This is a genomic window from Psittacicella hinzii, assembly GCF_003585885.1.
In the GTDB taxonomy this organism is placed as follows: Bacteria; Pseudomonadota; Gammaproteobacteria; order Enterobacterales; family Psittacicellaceae; genus Psittacicella.
In genome coordinates this window covers 1-13,910 of the sequence record NZ_NRHC01000088.1, presented here as the reverse complement: position 1 = coordinate 13,910, position 13,910 = coordinate 1, and the positions used below count along the sequence as shown (strand labels likewise).

General features: G+C 36.9%; 5 protein-coding genes. 4 read left to right on the top strand and 1 reads right to left on the bottom strand.

What is annotated here, in order from left to right; translation table 11 throughout:
- Positions 1–25: 25 nt before the first annotated feature.
- Complete coding sequence (locus CKF54_RS06455; protein WP_119525542.1) at positions 26–4,429, bottom strand: hypothetical protein; 4,404 nt, start codon at positions 4,427–4,429, stop codon at positions 26–28.
- Between the two features lie 153 nt (positions 4,430–4,582).
- Here CKF54_RS06455 and CKF54_RS06450 point away from each other — a divergent pair, with 153 nt between their 5' ends.
- The 4 genes from CKF54_RS06450 to CKF54_RS06435 all read left to right on the top strand — a co-directional run bounded on the left by CKF54_RS06450 (position 4,583) and on the right by CKF54_RS06435 (position 13,794).
- Positions 4,583–6,031 (top strand): MFS transporter, encoded by a 1,449-nt coding sequence (locus tag CKF54_RS06450; RefSeq protein WP_119525541.1) that lies wholly within the window; start codon positions 4,583–4,585, stop codon positions 6,029–6,031.
- A 701-nt stretch (positions 6,032–6,732) separates the two neighbouring features.
- A complete protein-coding gene (locus tag CKF54_RS06445) occupies positions 6,733–7,041 on the top strand; it encodes a hypothetical protein (RefSeq protein ID WP_119525540.1) in 309 nt (102 codons plus the stop codon).
- Between the two features lie 114 nt (positions 7,042–7,155).
- A complete protein-coding gene (gene secA, locus CKF54_RS06440) occupies positions 7,156–9,873 on the top strand; it encodes a preprotein translocase subunit SecA (protein WP_119525554.1) in 2,718 nt (905 codons plus the stop codon).
- 177 nt (positions 9,874–10,050) lie between these two features.
- On the top strand, positions 10,051–13,794 hold the full coding sequence (locus CKF54_RS06435; RefSeq protein ID WP_119525539.1) for a mechanosensitive ion channel domain-containing protein: 3,744 nt from the start codon (positions 10,051–10,053) through the stop codon (positions 13,792–13,794).
- The last annotated feature ends 116 nt before the right edge of the window (positions 13,795–13,910 follow it).

Here is a 13,910-nt window from a genome sequence, read left to right as displayed (position 1 = left end):
CTCGCTAGCCCACACTCGCCATCACCTACTTAGGTTCTTTTAGTTTCCTTTCACTATTAGGCATTGCTCCTGAACCGCTAGCCTTTGCGTGCTCTAAAATTTGTAGCTCACGATCGAGAGCAGCAAAATGTGCTCGACGTTTACGATGACGTTGAGCAATTTCTTCAAGTTTTCTCTCAACTTCTTCCGGAGTAAACTCTGGTGGCTCCATAAGTTGCTCAACTTTGGCACGCTGTTGTGCTTGGCGTTGGCCATATAGAGGCGCATGAGAGAGATCACTCACTCCTGCAAACTCAAGCTCTTCCTCAACCACTTGAGGTGCATGCTCGTCTTTTTGCCACTGCTGTTCTTCTTTAATTACTTTAAATTCAAACAGAGAGGCAAAATCTTTGCTCTTACGTGGGAAGCTTTGCGCTAAATGTGGAGCTTCAGTTTTACTATAATCAAGAGTTTCTAGCTCTGGAGCTTGACTATAGATAGCGAATACTTGCGTATTGCTTTCTTTAGAATTAAGCTCGGCTTCAATCAAGTCAGGGTTTAACACTAATCTTTGGTAGACACGAATAAGATCAAGATTTTCTTGTTCTATAACTTGTGGTAAGCGTAAACCATGCTCCTCTTGATACTCACGTACTGCACTAACTGGTTTATGCCCACGCTGTTGCATAAACTTTTGTCCAGTTGCTGATAAAGTTGAAGAGGCGACATATGGACGTTGATAACTTTGCGAAGCAAGTTGACGGTGCTGTTTAATTAAATCTACTTGTTCAGCAAAATCTTGCTCTTGTCCTTGCTCTTTAACTTTAGTTGCCAGCTCGGTAAAGAGTTGCTCTTGCTTACGCGCTTGGGCTTCACGTTCAGCTAGCCAAGCTTCGAGTTTAACTGGATCTTTTAACAGTTGCGCATACTTATCATCGCTTTGCGCTTTGGCTTCAAGTTGCTCTAGAGTTAAAGGTTCGTCCTGCTCATCAGAGAATTTTATGAGTTTAAAACCGATTAACTCTTGGTACTCTTCAACCAAACTAATTACACTAATAAAATTAGGATGAGCATGCTTATTCAGTCTTGCGCTTAAAGTACGTAGATCATTTACTACTAATCCTAGCTGATTAACTTCACGTAAAGCTTGAAGCAAATCAAAATCTTGGTAATTATCTGCTAACCAAGGATTTTCAATTTGCTGTTGCTCATACACCGCATTAATCACGGGAATAATAACAGCTAAGTTTTCTTTGGTACTTTTAAGTAAACGCTTTTCTAAGGCATTGACTTGTTTTTGCTTAGCATCAGGTAAATCCTTGGTTACAGCTGCAAAAATCAAATCCTTGCCTTTTAACTTAGATTTTTGCGCAATCAAGCTATCATACTGACGTAAAAGACTATTGAGGAAGTCTCTGTCTTTACGCTCGTAACGTTTTTCAACTAGCTGGTAGATAGCGACATCAAGAGGTAGGTCTGGATCCAGTTCAACTTTATTAACTCGATTTTGACTATACTCAAGACTTTCAGGTTCATCACTGTGAGAGTTAGTCGCTCCTCCACTCTGACTTATATCAGCCTGTAAGGCTAAGATCATACCTTGCTTACCGAGATATGGCGCTTCTTGATCATGGAAAAATAAATCTTGTGGCATTTGCTCAACAAAATCTTTGGCATAAACAAGATAGTTTTTTATTTTACGTCCACGTTTAATTTGACGCTCTAAAAACTCATTTTGTAAACGAAGCAGTTGATAAGCTGGATTATAACCTCTCGCTAAAGCCAATTCGTAAGCATTTTTCTCTTTAACTAACTGCTTACTTAGTTCAGCAGGCACCTTGTTGATATTAACGTTAAAAGTTTGACTACGAAAGAGCTCTTTACGTAAAGCTTTAACAAACTCTTGCATTTGCTCAACTACTTGCCCATCAGAATGATAAATACCTGTGTTACTTGCTAACTGCGCCCCTATACGGGCTTTATAGTCAAAATCTCGCCAGTAAGCAACCTTTTCTTCAGGAGTTACCTCCTCGACTTGCTTAGGTTGCTTAGGCTGTTTTTGTTTGCGATTTTGTTCAGCTACACGTTGCGCTTGTACACGAGCTTCTCTTTGTTCTTGTCTTAACTCAAACTCAAGATCTTGCTCTTGGAGTTTAGCTTGAATATCTTGAGCAAACTTCTCCCATTGCGCAGCCGAGATTACATCTTTCTCACTAAAAGCTTCAGCATCTTGCTCTTTGCTCGCTTTTTCGATATCGAGCTCATTTCCTTGCGCATTGTCATTTTCTTGTGCATAGTTTTGTGCTGCTTTTTTCTCTCCTTTACCAGTTTCATTATCTAGTGCTGGTAAAACTGATAAATCTAAAAGAGGTTTAAGACTAGTAGCTAGAGCTTTAAGAGTAGTAGTCATTTCTTGTTGCCAATGAGCAAGTTTAGCACTCTGCGCTTTTACTTCAGCAAGCTCAGCTAGCTCATTTGCTTGAGCTAAATTCTCCTGCTCTTGCCCAGCCTCTAACGTCATACCGTTTGCTGGTAAAGAAAGAAGTTTTGCTAAACTCTGCTCAAACTCTGCAGGCAAACTTAATTGCGATTTACTTCCATCTTTTAAGCTAGCTTGCTTCATTTGCTCTAAAGCACCTACTTGGCTAGTTAATTGCTCAAGTAACTCCAAGTTATTGCTAACAGCAAGAGACAGCTCTTGGAAATAGTTTTGGTATTTAGCAAGTGATGGATTTGCTAAAGCTTTTTCAAGCGAAGCTAATTGCTCATGCAATGCTTGCTTATAAGCAAAGAGTTCTTGCAAACCTTGTAAAGACGTGTCTAACTCTTCTCCACTTATAGCCGTTGGCACTACAAATTCACCTTGCTCTAATTTCTGCTCTACTTGGTTATACTCTGCTAAGCTCATAAAACTTATTTTCTGCAAGAGTTCTGTAGAAAATAAAGGTTTTATTGTTTGCTCAAGGTAGTTTTCTTTAAACTCAGACCAAGAAAAGCAAGCTAAAACTGTATCTACCGCCCAGTATTGTGGTTCTTGCTCACTATAGGCAAAGCATTCCCCTAGTTTAAAGAGATTAACCGGCATTTGTAACGCTTGGGTAAAAAATTGCGCAATCTCTTTACCATAAGTTACTTGTTGCTTACCTATTTGCCAAATAGCTCTTTGCACTAATTTAAGCTCATTTAAAGCAAAGCCATCAAGCATATCTTGCTTAATTGGCAATAAAAAACTATCCATAACTGCACGCGCATGTGCATGTTCTGGATTTGTTTCTAAAATTTCCTTAGCTTCATGGTATCTATCTGCATAACCTAAATTAAAATTCTGCCATGCTTGGTAAGCAAAATGAGTCATGACTTGAGGCACTAACTCACGCACAAAACTATTTAATTCAGCTTGTAACTCTTGAGAGATTAAAGCAAAATTAGCAGTTACGATTAACTGCTTGTCCTTTTCTTGACGTAAAGCTTGTTCAGCTGTTAAATCTAGTTTGGGTTCGGCAGTTTCACTATTTGCGCGCTCAAGATAAGCTTGAAAGACTTCAGCTCGTCTTTGCGCTTGTTGACGTGCAAATTGCTCACGAGCTTCTTGAGCAAATAAAGCATTATCTCCCTCAACTAAAGACTGCCCCAAAAGCTCCCAGAAAATACCAGTACGCATTTGTTCACGCGTAACATAATCAGGTAAAGGAGCCTTACTTACATCTTGATAATTTTCGAGCAAACGCTTTTGTTGCTCAGCTAATTGCTGCGCTTGATAGTAAGTAGTACGTGTCTCTAACTGGTCTTCAACATAAGCACTTATTTGTTCACTTAGCAAAGGATTATCAACATCAAATACATTTGCTTGTAATTGTTTTTCATGTTGACGAAGGAGTTTATAGAAGTCTCTTTCTTTGCCTTTAACTAAATGGTTGAGTTCTTCGGGGTTAACGCCTAAGAGCAAAGCAAGTTGTTGATCTTCTAACTCTTGGCTAATATGCTGTTCATGATAATAGTCATTTAAGTCAATACGACTTTGACGTTGTAACTGTAAATCATATTCTGTTGCTAGTTTATACAGTTCAGGGTTTACACGTTCTTCAAACTCTACTCTAGCAAGCGTGTAGAACTCTCTTTCTTTTTTTAAATTTTGTAGTAAATTTTGAAACGGTTTACGTAAGGTCGTTGCGTAACCGGCAAAGTAGTAGTTCACTACTATTTTGCTTATTTGTCCTTGGTCATTTAAAGATAAAATCGGACAAATTAGCCCTTGCACACTTGCAGCATATTTTAAATGCAGTTGCTCGGCTAAATTCTTTCCCAAGCCTTCTGGCAGTTTATCCCACAAATATGCACGAATGCGTAGCATTAACTGTAAGTTAGCCATAAGTTGAGAAAAACTTAATTTTACCTTAGTTTCAGGGAGATCTAATGGATCCTCTGAAAGTGAAAAAACTGTTTTTGTCATATTAATCTATGAGGTTGTTTAACAAGAATATTATACCTTAAGATCGCGCGCTTTGACTTTGCTATAATATATAAAGCTCTCCTTTGTCTGTAAATGCCTGCAAAGTAAAGCTTTTTATCCTTTCACATTAATTTTTGATAATAAAAAAATATCATGACCAGTAATTCAACAAACAATCCCGAGGAAGACGAACTTCCTCATAATCTAACACCCAAACGTCGTGTCGAGTTTTGGGATTACCAATCCCACTATGAAACTGTGCATAGACATAAAAAAGAGAGTGGGAATACCTCAGCTCATTCAAATTATGACGTCATAAGTACACATCAAAGAGCCTTACAGAAAAAACTCCCACCTGCTTATTTTATTGTCATCTTATTATCTTTAGTTTCAATTACTCCCGGACTAGCTAACACCTCATTTAATCCCGCAATTCTGGAAGTAGCACAAGATTATCATGTTTCTCTCGCGCAAATCCAAACTCTATCTGCAACTTACTTCCTTGGACTAGGTTTTGGACAATTAATCTGGGGACCAATTACCGATCGCTTTGGTCGTCGTAATTCTTTAATTGCCTGTACTTTATTAGCAGTGCTAATTAACTTTATCTTTATAAATACCCAAACCTTTGGGCAACTGCAAGTAGCACGCTTTTGTCAAGGAGTGATCTTTAGTTGCTTTGGGCTTTTACCTACGGCAATCTTACGCGATAGTTATTCAGCGAGAAACTTTATAGTTTACAACTCTTGGGTAATGATTCTTTTCTTAATGGCTCCAGCTTTCGCGCCATTGCTTGGTGGCTATGTTCTGGTAGCTTTAGGTTGGCGTTGGATCTTTACGATTCTTTCGGCAATTTGTATCTTTGCTCTTCTTTGCTTCTTAGTTAAGATCCCAGAGACCTTAGATAAAAAGCGTCGTCAATCAATTAACCCTGTAGCCATTATCAAGAACTACGCTACGATTTTATCAAATGTAAAATCACTGCTTTGTTTATTTCTTGGTGGTTTAATGGCGGTGGTAATATTTGCTTGGACAGCTCTTTGTTCAGCTATCCTTGTAAGTGACTATCAAATAGCTCCTTATCAAATTGGTTACTACTCAATAATTCCGGTAATTTTTACCATTCTCGCTAACCGCCTCAATGGCTCTTTAGTTAAAAGATTTAACCCACAAAAGATTTTAGTAAGCGCGACTCTTTTACAAACTGTCTTTTGTGCAGTTAACTTTGCCGTTGCCTTTTACTTCCTTGGCCCTATAGGTCTGGTAATTGCGCAAACTTGTAATGCCTTATTTACCGGTTTCCAAAATGCTAATCTAGTTTCTATCTATTTAATGGATTACAACCATATGGTCGGTACAGCTTCATCTCTCTTCTTGAGTATTCGTACCATTATTCCAAGTATCATTATTTACTTAATTAGTATGGAACCTAGATATATGGGGAAAACCTTTCTCTTCTTGGGGATTGGAGTTATAGTTGCCGGACTTATTACTGTGCTTATCTTTAACTACCTCTACCCAGCTAAAGACAGTCGTATTCGCACTAATGCGATCTCTCTGCACAAGAAAGAACTACAAACTCGTTTTGGTTCTCCTCACTAGTAACCAAACTTATTCGACAAGAAAGTTTACTTATTAAACCAAATTTACTTTGCAGACAAAGGTTTAGTAGCCAAAACTTCTTGAAATAGGAAGAATATAAAATTTAATCTAAGACCTAAAGTATTAAGGGAGAAGAAACATTTCTTCTCCCTTAATACTGTTCTACTACTGCTATGCCGATGCTTTAATGCTATGCCGATACTTTAATGCTATGCCGATACTTTAATGCTATGCCGATACTCTACTGCTATGCAGATGCTGCACCATTACGCAGATACTGCTGTACAGTTCTAGATACTGCTCTATTACTTCAGATATTTACAACCTGTCCTATACTATCTGCTATCTATGGGCAAAAGTTCATTGCCCGCTCAAGATCTACTAATAAGCTCTACTGATCTTCTGCATTCTCCTAGATTTTCTCTTCTCTCCCCGCAAATAACAGCATTATTGTCCTTTCTCCATTAAAGTTCAATTTTTAATAAAACTTTACATTGATAAAATTGTCTATATAAAGAGTTAACCAAAATATGCTAACTGTGCTATTCTAATAGCTTGTTCTCCTAAAAATTGCTCGAAGCATTAATAATTTTTACCTAATCTCCATTTCCGAGAAAAATTATCGAAAAAATACTAAATTTTATTTGCTTAAAAAGGCAAGTTTAGGTAACATATACAGGTCATTATCTAACTTTTTTCCTATGCAACAAGAAAAGCTCATCCACAAAAATTATCGTTGTGCTTTTCTGGCATGTTTAATCTTTATTACTGCGGTATTTAGTAATGTTCCCCAGAGTGAAGCTAATAGTCGTTTAAATCGTTTTTCCCAAACCTCTGATATTAGTTTACTCTTAAAAAACAATAACCTAACTTATCGTCAACATAAGATTACTCCTCAACTTCCGTCTAGCCCTGCTAGCCAAGAGGTGCCGAAAAAGAAATATTCTTTGACGCAACCAGAGCAACGCTTATCTCTCTTGGTTTATAGCATAGTTAGAGCTGCGCCATAATTTCACCCTACAAATTTATTTTTATATTTTTGCTAGGAGTCTAATTTGGTGCACCAAATTAGACTTAAGTTGAACATTATTGCCAGAGGCTATACGAAGTTTTAATTTATGAATATCTTTACTTCAATCTTTACAAAATTATTTGGTTCAAGCAATGATCGTATCCTTGCTCGTATGAACCGTGAATTAAAAAAGATCAATGATCTTGAACACTCTATCTCACAGTTAAGTGATGAAGAACTAAAAGCAAAAACTCAAGAATTCCGTGACCGTTTAGCAAAAGGCGAAAGCTTAGTAAGCATTCGTCCAGAAGCCTTTGCTGTAGTACGTGAAGCTTCTAAACGTGTTTTAGGTATGCGTCCTTTTGACGTGCAAGTTATTGGTTCTCTTGTATTATGTTCGCGTTCAATTGCGGAGATGCGTACAGGTGAAGGTAAAACCTTAACTTCAACTATGGCGTCTTATTTACACGCTTTAACTGGTCGTGGTGTCCACGTAGTGACAGTAAACGACTACCTTGCTGAACGTGACGCAAAAAACAATATGCCATTATTTAATTTCCTTGACGTTAGCGTGGGAATTAACCTTTCAGGCATGACTAATGAACAAAAACGTGAAGCTTACAATTGTGACATTACCTATGCAACTAACAGTGAGCTAGGTTTTGACTACTTACGTGATAACTTAGTAAACCGTAAAGAAGACAAAGTACAACGTGAACACTACTATTGTATTATCGATGAGGTTGACTCAATTCTTATCGATGAAGCACGTACACCATTAATTATCTCTGGACAAGCGTCTGATGCTACAGATCTTTGTATTGCGATGAACAAAGTGGTTCCTCACTTAAAAGCGCAAGAAAAAGAAGAGATCGAAGACGAAAGTCAAGCTGGTGATTACGTAGTTGATTTAAAAAACCGTCAAGTACACTTAACTGAACAAGGTCAAATTAAAGTAGAACAAATTCTAACTGTTGCAGGTTTATTACAAGAAGGTGAATCTCTGTACTCAACTCGTTCATTACAGTTATTACACTACTTTAATGCCGCTCTAAGAGCACATACTTTATTTGAATTAAACGTAGACTACATCGTACAAAATAATCAAATTATGATTATTGACCCGAATACAGGTCGTACAATGGAAGGACGTCGTTGGGGTGACGGTACTCACCAAGCTATTGAAGCTAAAGAAGGAGTACCTATCCAAGCGGAAAATACTACAATTGCTTCAATTACTTATCAAAACTACTTCCGTACCTATGAAAACCTTTCAGGTATGACAGGTACAGCTGATACTGAAGCATTTGAGTTTAACCAAATCTATAGCTTAAATACTGTAGTAGTTCCACCTAACCGTCCAAATGCGCGTGAAGATTTACCTGACATTCTGTTCAAAACAGAAAAAGCTAAATTCAAAGCTATCGTTAATGACGTAAAAGAACGTATTAGTCGTGGTCAACCGGTACTAATTGGTACCGCTTCAGTTGAAAAATCTGAAGTTCTTTCACAGTTCTTAACTAAAGCAGGGATTACGCACCAAGTATTAAACGCTAAGTTCCACATGCGTGAAGCGGAAATCATTGCGCAAGCTGGTAAACCTGGTACAGTAACTATTGCTACTAACATGGCAGGTCGTGGTACAGATATCATCTTAGGTGGTAACCGTAAATCAATGATCGAAGAGTTAGGTCCAGATGCAACTGAAGAACAAATTGCTGCAGTTAACAAAAAATGGGAAGAAGATAACGAGTTAGTACGTAACGCTGGTGGTCTAGCAATTATTGGTACTGAACGTCACGAATCTCGTCGTATCGATAACCAGTTACGTGGTCGTGCTGGTCGTCAAGGTGACCCAGGTTCATCTCGTTTCTACCTCTCGTTAGAAGATAACCTATTACGTATCTTTATCCCTGAAGCACGCTTAAAAACTTTAGCTAATGCTTTCACTAACGAAGATGACTTCTTAGACATGAAGATCATGTCTCGCTTTATCGCTAATGCGCAAGGTAAAGTTGAAGCTCACAACTTTGACATCCGTAAAGATCTAATTAGTTACGATGACGTAATTAACGAACAACGTAAAGTAATCTACCAACAACGTGATTACTTACTTGAAAAAGATGATCTAAGTGAGTTAATTATTAACCAAACTTATGATGTTGTGGGTGATGTTATTTCTCGCTTTATGCCACCTAATACCGTGTATGAACAATGGGATCTAGATGGTTTAGATGCGCTTCTAAAAAATGACTTCAACCTAGACTACTCTGTGAAAAAACGTCTAGAAGAATCAGCAATCTTACAAGAAGAAGACTTTGTACGTGAAATTGCTGAGAAGATCTTAGAAGCTTATAATGCGAAAATGGAACAACTTGGTGCCGAGTTAAAAATCGCGGTTGAGCGTGCAGTATTTGTGCAAAACCTTGACGACTTATGGCGTCAACACTTAAGTGATATGGATCACTTACGTAGACACATCCACTTACGTGGTTATGCACAAAAAGATCCAAAACAAGAGTACAAACGTGAATCTTTTGAAATGTTTAGTGCGTTACTAAATACCTTAAACTACAATGTAATCTCAATTCTTTCGAAAGTACACGTAGAACAAACTCCAACTAACAACCAACCACTAACAACAGGTCAACCTGTTCCTGCGCCACAAGTAAATGCTCCTGCAGCTGATGGAGAATTAAACTTTGCGGGTGTAGGTCGTAATGATCCATGTCCATGTGGTTCTGGTTTAAGATTTAAACACTGTCACGGTGATCGTTCTGTTCCACGAGCTCCTGTTGCTCCTGCAACAAATAACGAAAACGTTGCTTAAGTTGCAATCTTAAATCACGCAAAATGAAAAACTCCTTAGGGAAACCTGAGGAGCTTTTTCATAATTAGATTTTTACATTCTCCAGATTATTATGGATTTTACAAAATAATAGCGAGTTATATCTGTTATAATAAGCATTCAACTCTCTATTATCCTTATTAGATACAAGTTTTTATTATGAGTAAAATTAAACTCCTAACTAGCCTAGGCTTGGGAGCAGGTTTAGCTTTAGCTTTAACTAACTCTCCTCAATTAGCAGTTAAAGCTTTAAACTTTGCTGTGCCAAGTACCCAAGCTGCTACGCAAGCAAATTTGCAAGTTGAAAGTTTAAATAACAAATTAATAAATTTAAACCAACAGTTAAATATTTTAAAAGCGCAGACGAATCCAGATACGACTACGCAAAATGCAATTACCCAGCTAACTCAAGCTATTGACTATACTAACAAGGCAATTGCAGCTTTACAAAACTTAGCTTCCTTAACTGCTAAAGTTAATGAAATTACTCAAGCAAAAGATCAACTTGCTCAACAAATTACTAGTTTACAAAGTCAAGTAGACAATTATGATCAAGCAAGTCTTAATCTTGATAAGTTAAGCGTTGCGCAATTACAAGCGCAAATCCAAGTTATTAACGATAACTTAACTAAATTAGATGCTCAAGAAGCAGAAATCATTCCAGTAAGCACTAATGCTAATGTTGAAGTTATTCAAAATAACAACCGCTTACAAGAAATTACGGCAACTTTATCAGAAAGTAGCAATTTAGCTATTCAGCAAATTTCAAACTTACAAGCTGAAGCTGACTATTTAACTGCAAGTAACAGTTTAGCTAACTACTATATTTCACAACAAACTACTTTAACAAACTACAATGATTTGTTAAAACAAAAATATAGTTTAGAAGAAAAACTGTATAACCTCCAGTTAACTAGTTATACCGCTGCTTACAACCGTACTTTAGAAAGCCAAGTTGCTGGTAAAGAAAACCAATTTAAAGACTCTCCTGTTTTACTGCAACAAGCACAAGCAAACCGTAAACTGGTAGATAACCTTGATGAGCTCAACTCTTTTATTACTTATATTAACCAAGTAAATCAAGAGCGTAGTGGTCAATTAGACATAGCTCAACAAGTTTCGCGTACCATTTCAACGCAAATTGAAGTGTTAAAAGGTACGTTAGAGTTAAACGTGTTAATTAACCAGCAAAAGAGCTTTTTACCAGATGTTGGTGAGATAACTAGTTTTTCAAACAAAATTAATAGCTTACAAGTAACTAACTTCCAATTACTGGCTGAACAACAGTTACTAGCTAATCCAAACACATATATTGCAAATTTAGAAAAAAGCAATAATATAACTTTTAACGCTGAAGAAACAGCAGCATTAAAAGAAATTTTAAGTCAACGCTCAAGTTTAATTGAAGAGAACTTAAAACTTCTTAACCAAGCAATTGTTGAAACAACTGGTGTTGATAACTTACAAAACAAGTTATTAGCAACAATCCAAGGTATTGATAACCAGTTAAACCAACAAGACTTCTTTGTGCGTTCAACACCTCCGGTAAATGCCAATTGGTTAAAAACCTATTGGTACGGTGCTAAGAACCAAATCGAGAATGTTAAAGCACAATTTACCATTACTGTAGGTTCACTGTTATTCTACTTCTTAGGAGCACTGTTTATTCTTTTAGGCTATGCTATTCACAAGCAAACTAATCGTATTGTTGCGCACTTAGAAGTTTTACGTAATCGCGTAAATAACCGTGAAAAAGATGGTTTTATTGTTACGCCTCTGGCGATCTTGTTAACTTTATTAACTAATATCTACCGTTCATTTATTTGGGGTGGTGCGGTATTAATTCTCTTTAATACTATCTTTAAAGATACAAGTTACGTAATCGACTACTTTGGTTACACTTTTATCTTCTTAATGTTCTTATCGTTCACGATTAACCTTTTACGTTCAGGTGGTGTCCTAAATACTCACTATAGTCCAAAAGGTTCATTCTACGCAAAAATCGAAAACAACGATCTACATTTACTTGAAGATAGCTTACACTTACCACAACCTCGTGTTAAGTTTGTTCCAGCACGTATCTTTGCAAGCTCCAAAGTTGCTGCAACAACCAAAAAACGCTTTGGTCAAGAAAGACTTGATTTCTTAGCTGAAATTGAGCGTCATAAAGGATTAATCTCTCATGAAACTCAACCATTAGTTGGTGAAGATAACAACTTAGTATGTTGGGAAAGTGTACGTGTTATCGATCCTGAAGCGCGTAAAGAAAAAGTTATCGAAGCCGATAAATATATGGATTTACCAGAGTCACCAGTTAAACAACTGTTTATGAAAACAGCAGTGTTTAACCAGACGTTACGTAATTTCCTCAACGAAACGGCGGTGATGATTTTTATCTTCGTGAACATTATGTACTTTAACGTTCACCCAACGGTAACTCCGTCTGAAAATATCTTAGGGCAAACGGCTTACGTTGTTGCTTTAATTTATACTTTAGTTGCTTTAACCAGATATACTCGTAGGATGAACCAAAGCTACCGTTTATCACACGGTTATCTTGACCTTAAGTACAAAGTAGCAGTTGGTCTAGTTTGGTTACTACCGCTATTACTGTTAGTAATGGTACTAAACGGTTATGTTAATACGACTACGGTAATCTTACAACATATCCTACATAGCTACTACGGCATTGTAATTATTATCCTAGTTACTCGTCTCTTACAACGTGAACTAGCGGTATTTAACTTAATAAACTCTCGCCGTGCTCAACCTGAACCAAAAGTTATTGCTGATGACTTAGATGATGTTCAATATAAGAGTGCAGTAACTTCAGGTAATATCTTTGTACAGCAAAGAGAAAGAGCATTAGCTTTATTTAATGCACAACGTCAAGCTTACTTTGACCAATTTGTAGATTACTTACGTTTATCTAATCTAATTGCGTGGACTTTTGGTTTAATTGTCTTCTACGTAGTATGGTCAGATCTAGTGAGTGTTGTTAACTACTTAGATAAAGTAACTATCTGGCAAGTAGCTGGAACAGTAGCGGGTACGGTACAAAACATTACCTTATTAAACTTCTTTAAAGCTATTGTTAGTATCCTTGTTACTTACTTTATTTGGAAGAACTTAAAAACTCTTCTAGACATCTTTGTCTTTAGTAAAATCCGCTTTGCTGATGGTTTACCATACGCAATTCAAACTATTAGTGCTTACATCTTATTTGCTATTGGTTTCTCTGTAGCTGTAGGTACTTTAGGTTTAAATTGGTCAAAACTTCAATGGCTACTTTCAGCTCTATTAGTTGGTCTAGGGTTTGGTTTACAAGAAATCTTTACTAACTTTGTCGCGGGCTTTATTATTCTCTTTGAACGTCCAATTCGTATTGGTGACTATGTTACGATTGCAGGTAATAGCGGTAGCATTAAATCAATTCGTATTCGTGCAACGACTATTACTGATGCAGATAACAAAGAAATCGTTATTCCAAACAAAACTTTTGTAACTAGTTCGTTTACTAACTGGACATTAAGTGAATCTCGTACTCGTCTAGTATTAAATATTGGTGTAGCTTACGGTTCTGATGTTGATCTGGTAACTGAAACTCTATTAGAAGCTGCTAACTTATCTCCAAAAGTTTTCAAAGACAAGTACCCACCAACTTGTTACTTCTCTGACTTTGGTGCTTCAACTCTGAACTTTATCTTACGTTGTCACGTACCAGAGTTAGGTGATCGTGTACCAACTACACACGATATTAACCGTACAATTAACCGTCTATGCCAAGAACGTGGCATTGAAATTGCCTTCAACCAATTAGACGTTTATATTAAGAACGGTTCAGGCGTTGATGTTAAAGTTGAAAGTGTTGACTTAAATCGTCTAAGTTCACCTAAAGCTTAATATCCAGGCTCAAAGATAGCTAAAAGTTAAAAGCCACAGTTAAAAGTTAAAAACTGAAAACTGTGAAAACTGAAACTACAAGCTTTTAGCTTTGCAATAAAAATAAAACTCTCTAG